Annotated in this window: 20 protein-coding genes and 1 pseudogene; 17 read left to right on the top strand and 4 right to left on the bottom strand. The window is 69.7% G+C overall.

The features are described 5' to 3' along the window. From ACWDN5_RS40990 to aroA, 13 genes and pseudogenes are all read left to right on the top strand, one after another. Positions 1-309: pseudogene (locus tag ACWDN5_RS40990) on the top strand (undecaprenyl-phosphate alpha-N-acetylglucosaminyl 1-phosphate transferase); the annotation flags it as partial. A 48-nt stretch (positions 310-357) separates the two neighbouring features. Then, positions 358-801 (top strand): hypothetical protein, encoded by a 444-nt coding sequence (locus ACWDN5_RS40995; protein ID WP_086840678.1) that lies wholly within the window; start codon positions 358-360, stop codon positions 799-801. A 520-nt stretch (positions 802-1321) separates the two neighbouring features. Beyond that, on the top strand, positions 1322-2107 hold the full coding sequence (atpB, locus tag ACWDN5_RS41000) for a F0F1 ATP synthase subunit A (protein WP_310967037.1): 786 nt from the start codon (positions 1322-1324) through the stop codon (positions 2105-2107). Positions 2108-2162: 55 nt separating this feature from the next. Continuing rightward, a complete protein-coding gene (locus ACWDN5_RS41005; RefSeq protein ID WP_310968453.1) occupies positions 2163-2420 on the top strand; it encodes an ATP F0F1 synthase subunit C in 258 nt (85 codons plus the stop codon). 29 nt (positions 2421-2449) lie between these two features. Continuing rightward, entirely contained in the window at positions 2450-3010 is a 561-nt protein-coding gene (locus ACWDN5_RS41010; RefSeq protein WP_310967038.1) for a F0F1 ATP synthase subunit B, read from the top strand. A gap of 6 nt (positions 3011-3016) precedes the next feature. Further along, on the top strand, positions 3017-3841 hold the full coding sequence (locus ACWDN5_RS41015) for a F0F1 ATP synthase subunit delta (protein ID WP_310967039.1): 825 nt from the start codon (positions 3017-3019) through the stop codon (positions 3839-3841). Positions 3842-3898: 57 nt separating this feature from the next. Continuing rightward, positions 3899-5536 carry a F0F1 ATP synthase subunit alpha gene (gene atpA / locus ACWDN5_RS41020; RefSeq protein WP_310967040.1) on the top strand — a complete coding sequence of 546 codons (1638 nt, stop codon included), beginning with the start codon at positions 3899-3901 and terminating at the stop codon, positions 5534-5536. An 11-nt stretch (positions 5537-5547) separates the two neighbouring features. Beyond that, positions 5548-6486: a F0F1 ATP synthase subunit gamma gene (locus tag ACWDN5_RS41025; protein ID WP_310967041.1), complete on the top strand. Its 939-nt coding sequence runs from the start codon at positions 5548-5550 to the stop codon at positions 6484-6486. Further along, positions 6486-7913, top strand: a complete 1428-nt coding sequence (gene atpD, locus ACWDN5_RS41030) for a F0F1 ATP synthase subunit beta (protein ID WP_086840690.1) — start codon at positions 6486-6488, stop codon at positions 7911-7913. The genes ACWDN5_RS41025 and atpD overlap by 1 nt, the downstream gene beginning before the upstream one ends. Before the next feature lie 113 nt (positions 7914-8026). Beyond that, entirely contained in the window at positions 8027-8392 is a 366-nt protein-coding gene (locus tag ACWDN5_RS41035; protein ID WP_003102658.1) for a F0F1 ATP synthase subunit epsilon, read from the top strand. A gap of 25 nt (positions 8393-8417) precedes the next feature. Continuing rightward, the gene (locus ACWDN5_RS41040; RefSeq protein WP_003102655.1) at positions 8418-8852 is read left to right on the top strand and encodes a DUF2550 domain-containing protein; all 435 of its coding nucleotides are present in this window, start codon (positions 8418-8420) and stop codon (positions 8850-8852) included. 67 nt (positions 8853-8919) lie between these two features. Then, positions 8920-9240: a putative quinol monooxygenase gene (locus ACWDN5_RS41045; protein WP_310967042.1), complete on the top strand. Its 321-nt coding sequence runs from the start codon at positions 8920-8922 to the stop codon at positions 9238-9240. Positions 9241-9249: 9 nt separating this feature from the next. Beyond that, positions 9250-10488, top strand: coding sequence for a 3-phosphoshikimate 1-carboxyvinyltransferase (gene aroA, locus ACWDN5_RS41050; protein WP_449680071.1), 1239 nt, complete (start codon positions 9250-9252; stop codon positions 10486-10488). On the opposite strand, the gene ACWDN5_RS41055 is transcribed toward aroA, so the two are convergent. After that, a complete protein-coding gene (locus tag ACWDN5_RS41055; protein ID WP_449680072.1) occupies positions 10485-11057 on the bottom strand; it encodes a cob(I)yrinic acid a,c-diamide adenosyltransferase in 573 nt (190 codons plus the stop codon). The genes aroA and ACWDN5_RS41055 overlap by 4 nt on opposite strands. Before the next feature lie 61 nt (positions 11058-11118). Between ACWDN5_RS41055 and murA the strand changes: the two genes are divergently transcribed. After that, entirely contained in the window at positions 11119-12393 is a 1275-nt protein-coding gene (murA, locus tag ACWDN5_RS41060; protein WP_310967046.1) for a UDP-N-acetylglucosamine 1-carboxyvinyltransferase, read from the top strand. A 1-nt stretch (position 12394) separates the two neighbouring features. Here murA and ACWDN5_RS41065 read toward each other — a convergent pair whose 3' ends face one another. Next, on the bottom strand, positions 12395-12988 hold the full coding sequence (locus ACWDN5_RS41065) for a TetR/AcrR family transcriptional regulator (RefSeq protein ID WP_310967047.1): 594 nt from the start codon (positions 12986-12988) through the stop codon (positions 12395-12397). 50 nt (positions 12989-13038) lie between these two features. On the opposite strand from ACWDN5_RS41065, the gene ACWDN5_RS41070 reads away from it, so the two are divergent. From ACWDN5_RS41070 to ACWDN5_RS41080, 3 genes are read left to right on the top strand one after another with little or no spacing between them, the layout of a single operon-like run. Continuing rightward, positions 13039-13506 carry a nuclear transport factor 2 family protein gene (locus tag ACWDN5_RS41070; RefSeq protein ID WP_449680073.1) on the top strand — a complete coding sequence of 156 codons (468 nt, stop codon included), beginning with the start codon at positions 13039-13041 and terminating at the stop codon, positions 13504-13506. Further along, entirely contained in the window at positions 13499-14317 is an 819-nt protein-coding gene (locus ACWDN5_RS41075; RefSeq protein ID WP_310967049.1) for an NmrA family NAD(P)-binding protein, read from the top strand. Before ACWDN5_RS41070 ends, ACWDN5_RS41075 begins: the two co-directional genes overlap by 8 nt. Next, complete coding sequence (locus ACWDN5_RS41080) at positions 14314-15504, top strand: alpha/beta hydrolase family protein (RefSeq protein WP_449680074.1); 1191 nt, start codon at positions 14314-14316, stop codon at positions 15502-15504. Before ACWDN5_RS41075 ends, ACWDN5_RS41080 begins: the two co-directional genes overlap by 4 nt. On the opposite strand, the gene ACWDN5_RS41085 is transcribed toward ACWDN5_RS41080, so the two are convergent. Both ACWDN5_RS41085 and ACWDN5_RS41090 read right to left on the bottom strand, forming a co-directional pair. Next, a complete protein-coding gene (locus tag ACWDN5_RS41085) occupies positions 15501-16127 on the bottom strand; it encodes a LysE family translocator (protein WP_449680075.1) in 627 nt (208 codons plus the stop codon). The genes ACWDN5_RS41080 and ACWDN5_RS41085 overlap by 4 nt on opposite strands. Further along, positions 16127-16753, bottom strand: a complete 627-nt coding sequence (locus ACWDN5_RS41090) for a LysE family translocator (protein WP_449680076.1) — start codon at positions 16751-16753, stop codon at positions 16127-16129. Before ACWDN5_RS41090 ends, ACWDN5_RS41085 begins: the two co-directional genes overlap by 1 nt. Positions 16754-17002 lie beyond the last annotated feature (249 nt).

Raw genomic sequence — 17002 nt, forward strand, 5'->3', positions numbered from 1 at the left:
GTGGCGGCGGTGCTGTTCGTGCCGATGCTCGACCTGATCATGGCGGTCGTCCGGCGCACCCGCCGCGGCGAAAGCCCGTTCGCCGCCGACAAGATGCACCTGCACCACCGCCTGCTGGAGATCGGCCACTCCCAGCGGCGGGCGGTCCTGCTCATCTACTTGTGGGCCGGGATCCTCGCCTTCGGCGCGGTGTCGGTGACGCTGTTCGACGACGCCGCGGCGCTGTGGATCATCGGGATCGGGCTGGTCTTCGCGGTGGTCGTCTCGATCGTCCCGCGGCTGCGCTCGCGCAACCAGCCGGGCACCTGACCGGCCGGGGTCTCTACACTCGGGTGGTAACCGAGCAGGGAGCAGGGTGTGAGCGAAGCCGAAACGCACGAGCAGGAGAACCCGCACGCCAAGGTGGTGCTGCAGGCGGCCCGCGCGATGACGAAGGCCTCGCTGCTGGTGACGCCGCCCGCCGTGCTGGTGTGCATCGCGTTGTTCAGCATCCTCAACGGCCTGCCCGGCTTCCTGGGCTCGCTCGTCGGCGGCGTGCTCGCGATGCTGGCGTCGCTGTCCACGCTGGGCATGATGAAGTTCAGCGCGGGCCAGGACCCGATGTTCGTCATGGTCATCGCGCTCGGCGGGTACGTCGTGAAGGTCGTCCTGCTCTTCGGGGCGCTGACGCTGCTGAAGGGCGTCACCGCGCTGCACCCGATGTCGCTCGGCATCACGATGATCGTGGCCATCATGCTCGCCGCCGCGGCCGAGTTCGCCGCCTTCCGCAAGACCAAGATCCCGACGATCATCCCGTCCTGACCGGTTCGGGCTCGTCACTCTTCGTACATCCGCATGCGGCCGCTTGAGTGTGACCGGGACCACAAAAGTGCGCTTCCGTGCGCTGCTGCGGACGGTGACCGGGACCCCTCGCCTGCGACGTTCCGCACCCGGTCCCGCCGCGCGCCGGACCTGGGTCCCGGGACGACCCGGGACCTAAGTCCTGGGCTGATCGGTTGGTTAGGAGTACGCCTGTCCGGCACGGATTGACCTGCTGGTATGGTCCGCGTCAAGGGTGGCGGCCTCGACCGCGCACTCCCTCAGACGAACCGCGATCAGCAGTGTGGCGACCGTGTAGTTCCGCCGTCCGGCCGCTGGTCCGAAGTAGACCGCAGGGCAGTGTTCACGCGAGACAACCCCGTGTGCAGAACGTGAAGCCGTGTTCATCGCACAGTGGGGCAGCCGCCTCCGACGTCCCGATACGTATCGGGTACGTTAAGTCCAGATCGTGACGATTCCCCCGGCGGAGTGAACGCCGGCCGGGAGAACCGGAAGGAGCCCAGTGGGCGCGCTGGTATTGGCCGAGGGTGCGACGTTCGCGCCGCCCGGCGCCGAAAGCTTCGAGTTGCCGGCGTTGTTCGGCGGAGTCACCAAGCCGATGCTGCTCGTCGTGCTTTCGGTTGTCATCATCGCGACGTACTTCCTGCTGGCGACCCGCAAGCTGCAGGTCGTGCCGGGCAAGGGGCAGTTCGTCGCGGAGTCGATCTACGACTTCAGCCGCAACAACATCGCGCGCGAGCAGATCGGTTCGAAGGATTTCAAGCCGTTCGTGCCGCTTGTTTTCGCACTGTTCACCTTCGTTTTGGTGAACAACCTCTACGGGATCATCCCGCTTCTGCAGTTCCCGACCATGGCGCGGTTCGGCTTCCCGGTCGCCCTGTCGGTCCTCGTCGTCTACCCGGTGTACCACTTCGTCGGGTTCAAGCGGCACGGTTTCAAGGGGTACTTCAAGAAGGAACTCGCGCCGCCGGGCGTGCCGGGACCGGTGCTGCCGCTGTTCGCGCTGATCGAGTTCGCGGAGAAGTTCTTCCTCAACCCGCTCACGCTCGCCATCCGTGTTTTCGCCGCCATGTTCGCGGGTCACCTGATCCTGGCGGTGTTCACCCTGGGCGGCACCTTCCTGCTGACCGAGACCTCGGGCTGGGCGCTGAAGCCGGTTTCCCTGGTGGCGTGGATCTTCGCCATCGGGATGACGTTCCTCGAGGCCTTCATCCAGGTGCTGCAGGCCTACATCTTCGCCCTGCTGTCGGCCGGGTACATCGGCGCCGCGCTGGCGTCGGAGCACTGAGAACACAAGCCCCCGATCCACGCGAGCGCGTGGACCGAAGTGAAGGGAAATGCACGTGAGCAACATCGTTCTGGCCCAGGCCGCGGAAGCCGCCGCCAACATCAACCCCGGCCTCGCCGCGATCGGCTACGGCCTGGGCGCGATCGGCCCGGGCATCGGTGTGGGTCTGATCTTCGCCGCCGTCATCAACGGCACCGCCCGCCAGCCGGAGGCGCAGGGCAAGCTGCAGGGCATCGGCTTCTCGACCTTCGTTCTGACCGAGGTGCTCGCCCTGATCGGCATCGTCATCTACTTCATCGCCTCCGCAGGCTGAGTCACGCTCATCTCGCTTAAGGAGACGCCGTGCTGAACAGTGCCTTGGTCCTCGCCGCAGAGGGCGAAACGCACAACCCGATCATCCCCGACATCTCGGAGCTGATCCTCGGCATCGTCGCCTTCCTGATCCTGCTGTTCATCCTCAAGAAGTACGTCGTCCCTCGCTTCGAGGCCGCGTACGAAGAGCGTGCGCAGAAGATCGAGGGAGGCATCGAGAAGGCCGAGCGGGCCCAGGCCGAGGCCGAAGAGGCGCTGGCCAAGTACAAGGCCCAGCTGCAGGAGGCCCGCACCGAAGCCGCGAAGATCCGCGACGACGCCCGGCTCGAAGCCGAGCAGATCAAGGCGGAGCTGCGGGCCGAGGCGGAGGCCGAGTCCCAGCGCATCGTCGCCCAGGGCCAGGCCCAGCTGCAGGCCCAGAAGGCGCAGATCATCGCGGAGCTGCGGGCCGACATGGGCCGCAACGCCGTCGAGCTGGCCAGCCGGATCGTCGGCGAGTCGCTCGAGGACGAGGCGCGCCGCCGCGGCACCGTCGACCGGTTCCTGGCGGAGCTGGAGACCGCCGGTGCCTCCAACGGAGCGGGGAAGTAACCAGAAATGACGCTGCATGCTGCGAGCCGTGAAGCGCTCGGCCTCGCCGAGGAACGCCTCGGCGAGGTTCTGGCCGACGCGGGAGCCGACGCGGCCACGGTCGGCGACGAGCTGCTCTCGGTCGTCGACCTGCTGGACCGGGAAATCGGCCTGCGCCGCGCGGTGAGCGACGCTTCCGCGACGGCGGAGTCGCGCACCGGGCTGGTGCGCCGGCTGTTCGACGGCAAGCTGTCCGAACCGGCCCTGAAGGTGCTCGACACCGTGGCGGGCAGCCGCTGGTCCAGCCCCCGCGAGCTGACCGACGGCCTCGAGTCGCTCGGTCGCTCGGCCCTGCTCACCGCGGCGGAGAAGACCGGGAACGTCGACACCGTCGAATCCCAGCTCTTCCAGGTCTCGCGGGTCGTGGCCAACCACCCCGAGCTCGAGAAGGCGCTGTCGGACCTGACCGGTTCCGCCGACGCGAAGCGCACCCTGGTGCGCGGGCTGTTCGCCGACAAGGTGGACGTGGTCACCGAGACCCTCGTCGAGCAGGTCGTGCGCCGGGCCAAGGGCCGCGGCGTCGGCATCGGGCTCGACAAGCTGGTGAAGCTGGCCGCGGAGCGGCGCGAGCGCTCGGTGGCCTACGTGACCAGCGCGAACGCCCTGTCGGACGAGCAGACCGCCCAGCTGGGCGCGAAGCTCGACGCCCTCTACGGGCGGCCGATCGCGCTGCACGTCGAGATCGACCCCCGGCTCGGCGGCGGCCTCGTCGTCCGCGTCGGCGACGAGGTCATCGACGGGAGTGCGGCGGGACAGCTCGCGGCGTTGCGCAGGCGGCTGGCCCGGGCATAGCCCCAGGTCACACAAGACTTTGCACACTGGCAAGAACGAAGCGAGAGCGGGAAAGACATGGCCGAGCTGACGATCTCCTCGGATGAGATCCGTAGCGCGATCGAGAACTACGTCTCGAGTTACGCCCCGGACGTGAGCCGGGAAGAAGTTGGCACCGTGGTGGACGCCGGTGACGGCATCGCCCACGTCGAGGGGCTGCCCTCGGCCATGGCCAACGAGCTGCTCGAGTTCCCCGGCGGCGTCCTGGGCGTCGCCCTGAACCTGGACGCGCGCTCCATCGGTGCCGCGATCCTCGGTGACTTCGAAAGCATCGAAGAGGGCCAGCAGGTCAAGCGCACCGGTCAGGTCCTGTCGGTGCCGGTCGGCGACGGCTACCTCGGCCGCGTCGTCAACCCGCTGGGCCAGGCGATCGACGGCCTCGGCGACATCGAGACCACCGACCGCCGCGCCCTGGAGCTGAAGGCCGCGTCGGTGGTCGAGCGCCAGCCGGTGTCGGAGCCGCTGCAGACCGGCATCACCGCCATCGACGCGATGACGCCGATCGGCCGCGGCCAGCGCCAGCTGATCATCGGTGACCGCAAGACGGGCAAGACCGCCGTCGCCGTGGACACGATCATCAACCAGAAGGCCAACTGGGAGACCGGCGACCCGAAGAAGCAGGTCCGCTGCATCTACGTCGCGGTCGGCCAGAAGGGCTCCACGATCGCCGCCGTGAAGAAGTCCCTCGAGGACGCCGGTGCGCTGGAGTACACCACCATCGTCGCGGCCCCCGCGTCCGACTCGGCCGGCTTCAAGTGGATCGCGCCGTACACCGGCTCGGCCATCGGCCAGCACTGGATGTACGAGGGCAAGCACGTCCTGATCGTGTTCGACGACCTGACCAAGCAGGCCGACGCCTACCGCGCGATCTCGCTGCTGCTGCGCCGCCCGCCGGGCCGCGAGGCGTTCCCCGGCGACGTCTTCTACTTGCACTCCCGCCTGCTCGAGCGCTGCGCGAAGCTGTCGGACGAGCTGGGCGCCGGTTCGCTGACCGGTCTCCCGATCATCGAGACCAAGGCGAACGACGTGTCGGCCTACATCCCGACCAACGTCATCTCGATCACCGACGGCCAGTGCTTCTTCCAGTCGGACCTGTTCAACGCCGGCCAGCGCCCGGCCATCGACGTGGGTATCTCGGTGTCCCGCGTGGGTGGTGCCGCCCAGGTCAAGGCGATGAAGTCGGTCTCCGGCTCGCTCCGGATCGACCTGTCGCAGTACCGCGAGCTGGAGGCCTTCGCGGCCTTCGCCTCCGACCTCGACGACGCGTCGAAGGCGCAGCTCGAGCGCGGTGCCCGCCTGTACGAGGTGCTCAAGCAGCCGCAGTACTCGCCGATCCCGGTCGAGGAGCAGGTCTGCACGGTGTGGCTGGGCACGAACGGCCACTACGACTCGGTCCCGACCGAGGACGTCCGCCGCTTCAACCACGAGTTCCTCGACTCGGCGCGCCGCAAGCACGACGACATCCTGGGCGCGATCCGCGACTCCGGGAAGTTCGAGGACGAGACGGCCGACAAGCTGGTGGCCGCGGTGAACGAGTTCAAGAAGGAGTTCACCACCTCCGAGGGCAAGCCGCTCGAGGAGAACGCGGACGCCATGGAAGCCGACAAGGTCGGGCAGGAGACCGTCAAGGTCAACAAGCCCGCCCCGAAGAAGTGAGCTGGTAGCTCATGGCCGCACAACTCCGGGAACTCCGGTCGCGCATCAAGGCGACCAAGTCGATCGGCAAGATCACCAAGGCGATGGAGCTCATCGCCACCGCGCGCATCACCAAGGCGCGGGCTCGGGTCGCCGCTTCCCGGCCGTACGCGGACGAGATCACCAAGGTGCTCTCGGCGCTGGCCGGCGCGGCCACCACGCTCGACCACCCCATGCTGGTCGAGCGCCCGAACCCGAAGCGGGCCGCCGTCCTGGTCGTGACCAGTGACAAGGGCCAGTGCGGTGGGTACAACTCCAACGTGCTGCGCGCGACCGAAGAGCTGCTCGCCCTCCTCCGCGAGGAGGGCAAGGAGCCGCAGGTCTACGTCACCGGCAACAAGGGGCTGAACTACTACCGGTTCCGGGGCCGCGAGGTCGTGGACGGCTGGACGGGCTTCTCCGACCAGCCGGGCTACGCGAACGCGGTCGCGGCCGGCGACGCCCTGGTCGAGTCGTTCATGCGGGGCGTCGACGACGAGCACGGCAACGCCGACGGCATCACGGGTGTCGACGAGATCCACATCGTCTACACCGAGTTCGTGTCGATGCTGACCCAGCGGCCGACCGCCAAGCGCGTCGCGCCGCTCGAGGTCGAGTACTCCGAAGGAGAAGAGGAGAAGCCCGCCGGGCTGCTCCCCAGCTACGAGTTCGAGCCGAGCGCCGACAAGCTGCTGGACGCCCTCCTGCCGAAGTACATCAACACGCGGCTCTACGCGGCCCTCCTCGAGTCCGCGGCGTCCGAGCTGGCCGCCCGCCGGACGGCGATGAAGGCCGCGTCGGACAACGCGAACGAGCTGGTCGGCAACCTGACGCGGGAGATGAACCAGGCCCGCCAGGCGCAGATCACCCAGGAGATCTCCGAAATCGTCGGTGGCGCGAACGCGCTCACCGCAGCAGGAAGTGATGATTGATGACCAGTACTGAAGCCCCGCGCGCCAAGGGGCGCATCGTGTCGGTGACCGGTCCGGTCGTCGACGTCGAGTTCCCGCGCGGTTCCGTGCCCGACCAGTTCAACGCGCTCAAGGTCGAGATCGAGTTCGAGCAGCTGCGCAAGACGGTGACCCTCGAGGTCGCCAGCCACCTGGGTGACAACCTCGTCCGCACCATCTCCCTGCAGCCGCAGGACGGCCTGGTGCGCGGCGCCGAGGTCACCGACACCGGCGGCCCGATCACGGTCCCGGTCGGCGACAAGGTCAAGGGCCACGTCTACAACGCCCTCGGCGAGTGCCTCGACGAGCCCGGCTACGGCGAGGACCTCGAGCGCTGGGGCATCCACCGCAGCGCCCCGTCCTTCGACCAGCTCGAGGGCAAGACCGAGATGCTGGAGACCGGCCTCAAGGTCGTCGACCTGCTCACCCCGTACGTCCAGGGTGGCAAGATCGGCCTGTTCGGCGGCGCCGGCGTCGGCAAGACGGTGCTCATCAAGGAGATGATCACCCGCGTCGCCCGGAACTTCGGTGGTACGTCGGTGTTCGCCGGGGTCGGCGAGCGCACCCGTGAGGGCAACGACCTCTTCCTGGAGATGTCCGAGGACGGCGTCATCAACGACACCGCCCTCATCTTCGGCCAGATGGACGAGCCGCCGGGCACCCGCATGCGCGTCGCGCTGTCCGCGCTGACCATGGCGGAGTACTTCCGCGACGTCCAGAACCAGGACGTGCTGCTGTTCATCGACAACATCTTCCGGTTCACCCAGGCCGGCTCGGAGGTGTCGACCCTGCTGGGCCGCATGCCGTCCGCCGTGGGTTACCAGCCGACGCTGGCCGACGAGATGGGGCAGCTGCAGGAGCGGATCACCTCGACCCGTGGCCGTTCGATCACCTCGATGCAGGCGATCTACGTCCCCGCGGACGACTACACCGACCCGGCCCCGGCCGCGACGTTCGCCCACCTGGACGCCACCACCGAGCTTTCCCGGTCGGTGTTCCAGAAGGGCATCTTCCCGGCGGTGGACCCGCTGGCGTCGACGTCGACGATCCTCGACCCGGCCATCGTCGGTGAGGACCACTACCGCGTCGCCTCCGAGGTCATCCGGATCCTGCAGAAGTACAAGGAGCTGCAGGACATCATCGCGATCCTCGGGATGGACGAGCTCTCGGAAGAGGACAAGCTGACCGTTCAGCGCGCGCGCCGCATCGAGCGGTTCCTGTCGCAGAACATGCTGGTCGCCGAGGCCTTCACGCAGATCCCGGGCTCGACGGTGCCGCTGTCGGAGACCATCGAGTCGTTCGACCGCATCACCAAGGGTGACTTCGACCACTACCCGGAGCAGGCGTTCCTGGGTATCGGTGGCCTCGAGGACCTCGAGAAGAAGTACAAGGAAATCACCAAGAAGTGAGCTCGTGAGCTCGGCGGGGGCTGTGTCCATTGTGGACTCGGGCCCCCGCCGTTCTCGTAGCGGGAGACAGACCTATTACACTCGGTGGCAACACCCCGAGTTAAGGAGTGCACGTGGCTGAGATGTCCGTGGAGCTGGTGGCCGTCGAGCGCCGTCTCTGGTCGGGTACTGCCACTTTCGTGGTGGCCCAGACCACCGAGGGTGAGATCGGCATCATGGCCGGTCACGAGCCCGTGCTCGGGCAGCTGGTCGAGGGTGGCGTGGTCAAGGTGACGACCACCGACGGTGAGACGGTCTGCGCGGCCGTGCACGGCGGCTTCCTCTCCGTGACCGGCACCGGGGTGAGCATCCTCGCCGAGAGCGCCGAGCTCTCCGACGAGATCGACGTCGAGGCGGCCAAGGCGGCCCTGACCGGGGACGACGAGACCGAGCGGGCGAGGGCCTCGGCCCAGCTCCGCGCAGCGGGTCAGTCGGCCTGAGCGCGAGACGGGCAGGAGCCGGGCCGTGAAGATCACCGTGGTCGTAGTCGGGCTCCTGATCGTGCTCGCGGTGCTGGCCGCCTGGTACGGCCAGCGGTGGATCCGGATGCGCCGCGGCGGCGGCGTGAGCGTCGCGCTGCGGTGGCGTCCGGACAACCCGCGGTCCAGCTGGCACCTGGGGCTGGGCCGCTACGAGGGCGACGAATTCGTCTGGTACCGGGTGTGGAGCCTGCGCACCGGCGCCGACCGCGTCTTCCAGCGCGAAAGCATGCAGATCGCCGACCGCCGCGACCCGTCCGGCACCGAGGCCTACGCCGTGCCCGAAGGCTCGACGGTGCTGCGCTGCGAGTCGGAAACCCAGGAAGCGATCGAGATCGCCATGGGGCCGGGCGCGCTCACCGGCTTCCTGTCCTGGCTCGAATCCGCCCCGCCCGGGCGGCGTCTCCCGCGCGCCTCCTGAAACCCTAGGGCGATCTGTCTCAAACCTGAGACAGATACGGCTAGGGTGTTGGCCTACCGTTGAGCGCATGATTCTCATCGTGGTCAAGTGGCCGGTGAAGCCCGAGTACGCCGATTCCTGGCTCGACATCGTCGGGGACTTCACCCGCAGTACCCGCGGCGAGGCGGGCAACAAGTTCTTCGAGTGGTCCCGCAGCGTCGACGACCAGAACACGTACGTGCTGGTCGAGGGCTTCGAAGGTCAAGACGCGGCCGTCGCGCACGTCAGCTCCGAGCACTTCAAGACGGCGGTGGCGACGCTGGGAAAGTACATCAGCGACAACCCGCAGATCATCAACGTCCAGGACGCCTCCGACTGGGGGCCGATGGCCGAGATTTCACCACACTAAACTCGGGGTGTGACTCTCGTCGAGATCCCCGGCTCCAAGTCCGTCACCGCTCGTGGCCTGTTCCTGGCCGCCGCCGCGCACGGCACCACGACCCTCGGCCGTCCACTGCACTCGGACGACACCGAGGGCTTCGCCGAGGGCCTGGCGAAGCTCGGTTACCGCGTCGACCGGCAAGCGGACGCGTGGACCATCGAGGGCCGGCCGTCGGGTCCGGGGGCCGCGGAAGCCGACGTCTTCTGCCGGGACGGTGCCACGACGGCCCGGTTCCTGCCCGCGCTGGCCGCGGCCGGCACCGGGACGTTCCGCTTCGACGCGTCCGACCAGATGCGCCGCCGCCCGCTCGGGCCGCTGACCGACGCCCTGCAGGAGCTGGGCGTCGACCTCGAGTTCCGCGGCGAGCCGGGCCACCACCCGCTGACGGTCCGCGCGAACGGCATCAAGGGCGGTGAGCTGACCCTCGACGCGGGCCTGTCGTCGCAGTTCCTGACGGCGTTGCTGCTGGTCGGGCCGCTGACCGCGGAGGGACTGCGGATCACGGTGACCGACCTCGTGTCGGTGCCGTACGTCGAGATCACCCTGGAGATGATGCGCCGCTTCGGCGTCGACGTCCGCCGCGAGGGCCGGACGTTCGTGGTGCCGGCGCAGCCGTACCGCGCGTGCGAGTACCCGGTGGAGCCGGACGCGTCGACGGCCAGCTACTTCCTGGCCGCGGCGGCGGTCACCGGCCGCACGGTGACCATTCCGGGCCTCGGCTCGGACGCGTTGCAGGGCGACGTGAAGTTCGCTGCCGTGCTGCGGGAGATGGGCGCCCACGTCGACCTGGCGCCGGACTCGGTGACGGTCGCGGGCCCGTCGGACGGCCTCCGCGGCATCACGGTGAACATGCGCGACATCTCGGACACGGTCCCGACCCTGGCGGCGATCGCGCCGTTCGCGTCCGGCCCGGTGCGCATCGAGGACGTCTACAACACGCGCATCAAGGAGTGCGACCGCCTCGACGCGTGCGAGGAGAACCTGCGCGCTCTCGGTATCCAGGTCGAGACGGGCCGCGACTGGATCGAGATCCAGCCGGGACAGCCGACGGGCACCCTGGTGGCGTGCCGCCGCGACCACCGCATCGCGATGGCGTTCAGCATCACGGGCTTGCTGACCGACGGCATCACGCTGGACGACCCGGACTGCGTGAAGAAGACGTTCCCCGGCTTCCACCAGGCGCTGGGGTCCCTGCGGGAGATCTGGGGGATCTAGGGCTGCCCGCCCGGCTGCCACAGCACGTCACCCTCGGGGTTGGCCAGCCGGGCCAGGATGAACAGCAGGTCCGACAGCCGGTTCAGGTACTTCACCGCGATCGGGTTGGTCGCCTCGGGCTCCGCCTCGTGCAGGGCCCAGGCCGACCGCTCCGCCCGGCGGGCCACCGTGCGCGCCTGGTGCAGGAACGCGGCTCCCGGTGTGCCGCCCGGCAGGATGAACGACGTCAGCTTCGGCAGGCGCTCGTTGAACTCGTCGCACCAGCCTTCGAGGCGCTCGACGTACTTCTCGGTGATCCGCAGCGGCGGGTACGGCGGGTCGTCCGAGATCGGCAGGCAGAGGTCCGCACCGACGTCGAACAGATCGTTCTGGACCGTACGCAGCACGTCCGTCACTTCGGCGGGCAGTGCGCCGACCGCGATCGCCAGGCCCAGCACCGAGTTCGTCTCGTCGGTGTCCGCGTACGCGCCCAGCCGCGGCGACGTCTTCGGCACGCGGGAGCCGTCGCCGAGCGCGGTCGTGCCGTTGTCGCCGACCTTGGTGTACACGCGGTTGATGCGAACGACCATGAACCCACCATAGCGGCCCCCGCCCGGGCCGAATCCGGGCGAGAGGGCATGATTGGCGGCCATGAGCGAGCACTTCGACGTGCATGGCGGAGCCCGGCTGGTCGGCGAGGTCGACGTGGTCGGCGCCAAGAACAGCGTGCTGAAGCTGATGGCCGCCGCCCTCCTCGCGGAGGGGACCACGACCATCACGAACTGCCCGCAGATCCTCGACGTCCCGCTGATGGGCGACGTGCTGCGGAGCGTCGGCTGCGAGGTCGTCATCGAGGGCGACACGGCCACCATCACGACGCCGGCCGAGCTGTCGCATCGCGCCGACTCGGCGGCGATGGGCAAGCTGCGCGCGTCCGTCTGCGTGCTGGGGCCGCTGGTCGGCCGGCTCAAGCAGGCCGTCGTGGCGCTGCCGGGCGGGGACGCGATCGGTTCACGGCCGCTGGACATGCACCAGAACGGCCTGCGCAAGCTGGGCGCGACGAGCACGATCGAGCACGGCTGCGTCGTCGCGAAGGCCGAGACACTGGTCGGCGCGCAGATCTGGCTGGACTTCCCGAGCGTCGGCGCGACCGAGAACATCCTGATGGCGGCCGTGCTGGCCGAGGGCACCACGGTCATCGACAACTGCGCGCGCGAGCCGGAGATCGTCGACATCTGCACGATGCTGACCGAGATGGGCGCGAAGATCGAAGGCGCCGGGACGTCGACGCTGACCGTGCACGGCGTCGAGCAGCTGCACCCGACGACGCACAGCGTGATCGGCGACCGGATCGTGGGCGCGACCTGGGCGTTCGCCGCCTCGATGACCCGCGGCGACATCACCGTCCGCGGGGTCAACCCGCACCACCTCGACCTGGTGCTGAACAAGCTGCAGCTGGCCGGTGCGGACGTCGAGACGTTCGGCGACAAGGGTTTCCGCGTGGTCCAGCCGGAGCGCCCGAAGGCGGTCGACTGGGTGACGCTGCCGTACCCCGGCTTCGCGACCGACCTGCAGCCGTTCGCGGTGGCGCTGTCGGCGGTGTCGGAAGGCACGTCGATGATCACGGAGAACGTCTACGAGGCGCGCTTCCGGTTCATCGAGGAGATGGTCCGGCTGTCGGGTGACGCGCGCACGGACGGCCACCACGCGGTGGTCCGCGGCGTCGAGAAGCTCTCGAGCGCGCCGGTCTGGGCGTCGGACATCCGCGCGGGCGCCGGGCTGGTACTGGCGGGCCTGTGCGCGGACGGCGTCACCGAGGTCTGGGACGTCTTCCACATCGACCGCGGCTACCCGCACTTCGTCGAGAACCTGAACCGCCTGGGCGCGAACATCAAGCGCGTCGCGGGCGAGCCGGACCGGAGCTGAATCAGCCGCCCTGCGCGCCCAGCGCGCGCAGGGCGTACTCCACGAGCCGGTCCACGTAATCCGGCTCCGCCTCGGCCTGCCGGACGACCAGGCGCCAGTAGATCGGCGCGGCCAGGACGTCCAGCGCCATCTCCAGGTCGAGGTCCTCGGGCAGTTCGCCGCGTGCGATGGCCCGGCGCAGCATCGCCTCGCCGACCTCGCGCCGCGGCCCGCCGATGTTCTCGCGCGTGCGGCGGCCGCGCTCCGGGTTCCGCGCGTCCTCCGCGACCAGGTCCGGCAGGATCCGCGAGAACAGCGGGTGGGTCAGCCAGTCGATCAGGGCCTGCATCGTTTCGCGGAGGTCGCCGCGCAGTGAGCCGGTGTCCGCCTCCACCGCCCGCGTCACGCTGAACTCCGTGACGACCGCGGCGATCATCTCGTCCTTCGACCGCCAGCGCCGGTAGAGCGCGCTCTTGCCGACACCGGCGCGCTTGGCGACGGCCTCCATCGAGAGCCGGCCGTAGCCCTGCTCGGCGAGCTCGTTCAGGACGGCGTTGGTGATCGCCGACGTGACTTGGTGCTGGAGGACCGCGGCGCCGGTCGGGGTGCGTGCCATGGATCGCAGTCTAACGGGTGGACGAGACGGTACCGTCCCGTCTATCGTGGTTGACGTCGGGACGGTACCGTCTCGTCCGAACGTCGAAGGAGGCTGCGATGCGCGACTTCGTCGAGCACGCGCTCGATCTGCTGCTGAAGCACGACATGAACGGGTTCGCCGGGCTGTGGGCCGAGGACGGCGTCCTCGAGTTCCCGTTCGCCGGTCCGGGCTACCCGAACCGCGTCGAAGGGCGCGAGGCGATCCGCGAGTACCTGCGCGACTACCCGAACCTGCTGGACATCCGCGAGGTCACCGCGAAGACCGTGCACGAAACGACCGACCCGGCCGTGGTCGTCGTCGAATTCACCGTTGCCGGAGTCGTGGTGGCGACGCAGAAGCCGTACGAGCTGTCGTACATCGCCGTGATCACGGTTTCGGACGGTCTAATCCGCCACTACCGCGACTACTGGAGCCCGCTCGCCGCGGCGGAGATCCTCGGCGGCGCCGACGAGCTGACGGCGGCGTTCGGTGGCTGACGTCCTGGTCCTCGGCGGCACCGGCACCACCGGCCGCCGGGTCGTCGCCGGCCTGCGTGCCGGGGGCTTCGCGGCCCGGGCGGCCACGCGGAAGCCGGGCGAGGCCGGGCAGGTCCGGTTCGACTGGGCGGATCGGTCGACCCACGCCGACGCGCTGCGCGGAGTCTCCGCGGTCTACCTGCTGGCGCCGATCGGCGAGGCTTCGCCGGCCGGCCTGGTGGCGCCCTTCCTGGACGACGCGCTGGCGGCGGGCGTCCGGCGGGTCGTGCTGCTCAGCTCTTCGGCGGTCACGCCCGACACCCCGGGCCTCGGCGACCTGCAGCGGCTGGTGCGCGCGGCACCGGAGTGGGCCGTGCTGAAGCCGTCCTGGTTCATGCAGAACTTCACCGGCGAGCACCTGGTCGCCCAGGGGGTGCGGGACGGCGAGATCGTCACGGCCACCGGCGACGCGCGGGTCGCGTTCGTCGACGCCGGCGACATCGCGGCGGTCGCCGTCCGCGCGCTGACCGATCCGGTACCGCACAACACCGACCACGTCCTGACCGGGCCGGCCGCGTTGAGCTACGCCGAAGCGGCGGCGATCGTGTCCGCGCGCCTCGGCCGCCCGGTGCGGCACCGCGCGGTCGGCACCGAGGCCTTCGCGGCTTCACTGACGACGTCCGGGATCCCCGCGGAGTTCGCCCGCGTGCTCGCCGCCCTGGACGAGGACATCCGGCGCGGCGCCGAAGACCGCGTCACCCCGGCCGTCGAGCAGGTCACCGGGCGGCCGCCCCGTTCGTTCGAAACCTTTGTGCAGGAGGAAATCCGATGAAGCAGCTGATGTTCGAAGAAGACCGGCAGTTCTGGTTCGAGACCCTCCGCCTGTTCGGCCACGCGGCCTACGGCGGCTCGGACTTCGGCGAGGTCCTCGCGGCGGCGTCGACGGTGACGCCGGGCGACTACGACAGCTGGCACGACGCCTACCGCGCGCTGGCCGACCGCCTGTACGCCGAAGCGGCCGACGCCGGCCCGGTCACCGCGCGGGACCTGCTGCTGCGCGCGTCGACGTACTACTTCTCGGCGGAGTTCTTCCTCCACGGCGACCCGGCGGACCCGCGCATCGCGGCGGCCTACGACCGCAGCGTCGAGTGCTTCCGCGGCGCGGAGGTGGCCGAGCCGGTCGAAATCCCGTACGAGGGCACGATTCTGCGCGGGTACTTCTACCGCGCGCCGGGTGCCGGGCCGAAGCCGTTGCTGATCATGCACAACGGTTTCGACGGCAGCGCCGAGGAATGCCACTTCATGGGCGCGGCCGCGGGGGCCGCGCACGGTTACCACGTCCTGACGTTCGACGGCCCGGGCCAGCCGAGCGCGATCCGGCACGAGAAGCTCGTGTTCCGCCCGGACTGGGAGCACGTGGTGACGCCGGTGGTCGACTTCGCCCTGGCCCTCGACGGAGTCGACCCGGAACGCATCGCGCTGCTGGGGGTGAGCCTGGGCGGCGAGCTGGCCCCGCGCGCGGCGGCGTTCGAACACCGGCTGGCGGCCGTGGTCGCGGTGGACGGCGTGTACGACGCGGGCGCGGCGGTGACGGGTCTGCTGCCCTGGCCGCGCGAGGAGATCGTGCGCCGGGCCCGGGCCGCGGAGGACGAGGAGTTCGACGCACTGCTCGCGGCGGGCCGCGAGGCGAGCCCGACGCTGCGCTGGGCGTGCGACCACGGCCGTTACGTCCTGGGCGCGGCGACCGACCGCGAGTTCATCGCGAAGTACCTGGAGTACACGCTCGAGGACGGCGTCGCGGAGAAGATCGAGTGCCCGGTCCTGGTCTGCGAAGCGGCGGACGACCTGTTCTTCGGCGGCGACCAGGAGACCGAGCCGAGGCGGCTGTATGCGCACCTGGAGGCGCCGAAGACGCTGCTGACGTTCACGGCGGAGGAGGGCGCGGACGCGCACTGCCACGTCGGAGCCCAGCGCCTGGCGGCGGGCCGCATCTACGACTGGCTGGACCGGACGCTCTAGCCTTCGAGGGCGAGCGCCGCGCCGAACCCGACCAGCGCGGCGCCCGTCGCGCCGTCCATCGCCCGGCGGACCTTGCGCTGCTGCAACCAGCCCCGCACCCGGTGCACGAAGAACAACAGCACCACCTGCCACACCACGCCCAGGGCCGCGACCGTGTACGCCAGCAGCAGCGCATCGCCCTGGTCGGTGACTCCCGGCGTCAGGAACTGCGGCAGCACCGACAGGTACAGCACGATCACCTTCGGGTTGGTGATGTTGGACAGGAACCCTTCGCGGAACCGCCGTCCGCGGGAGGCGCGGGCTTTCCGGACGTCGTCGAGGGCGGCGTAGTTCCCGCGCCAGGCGCCGCGGAGGGCTTGGATGCCGAGGAAGACCAGGTAGGTCGCGCCGAGCCACTTCACCGTCTCGAACACCGGCTGGGAGCGGGTGATCACCGTGCCCAGGCCGAATGCCGCCGCCGTCCCCTGGAGGAAGTTCGCGAGCGTGATCCCGGCGCACGCCCAGCCGCCGCCCCGCGCCCCGCCGGTCAGGGCGTTCTTCAGCACGACCATGGTGTCCGGGCCCGGCATCATCGCCAGGAAGGCCATCATCCCGGCGAAGGCCGCGTAGGTGTGCCAGGTCATCAGGCCTCCAGGGCGAGGGCGGCGCCGAAGCCGAGCAGGGCGGTACCGGTGACGCCGTCCAGCGCGCGACGCACCCGGCGGCGCTCCAGCCACGCCCGCACGCGGTGCACGAACACCAGCAGCACCAGCAACCACAGCATGCCCAGCACGGCGACGGTGTAGGCGAGGGCGAGCGCGTCCCACGTCGTGGTGCGGACCGGGTCGAGGAACTGGGGAAGGACGGACAGGTACAGCACCAGCACCTTCGGGTTGGTGATGTTGGAGAGGAAGCCCTCACGGAACCGCCGGAAGCCCCCGCCCCGCCGCTGCCGGCCCTCTTCGACGGCGTGGTAGTTGCCGCGGAAGGCGCCCCGCAGCGCCTGGAACCCGAGGAAGACGAGATAGGCGGCGCCGGCCCACTTGAGCGCGAGGAACACCGGCTGCGACCGGGCGATGAGGACGCCGAGCCCGAGAGCCGCCGCGCTGCCCTGCACGACGTTGCCGGCGAAGATGCCCACCGACGCGAGCAGCCCGCCCCGGAACCCGCCGGACAGCGCGTTCTTGAGCATCACCATCGTGTCCGGCCCCGGCGCGAGGACGATCAGGACCACGATGACCAGGTAACTCCCGTAGGCACTCCACGTCACGGCTCCCCACGCTAATCGAGAGGGCTGGGGCTGGTCTCGCGGATTTCGGTCACACAGTCCACAAGTCGCGCAAGCCGGCCTTCCGCTGGCTTGGGCAGGAGGTCATGGGTTGGTGCCCACCACCCCGAAGCCGGATTGTCACTACGGCCGGTGGTACCGCGTCAAGGCGGGAAAGCGTGCCTTGACCCGGCACCGCCGCGGTCCAAGCTGCTGATCAACGTCCTCCCGGCGTAGCCCGGGGCTCGATCA

It is taken from the genome of Amycolatopsis sp. NPDC003731 (assembly GCF_053586895.1).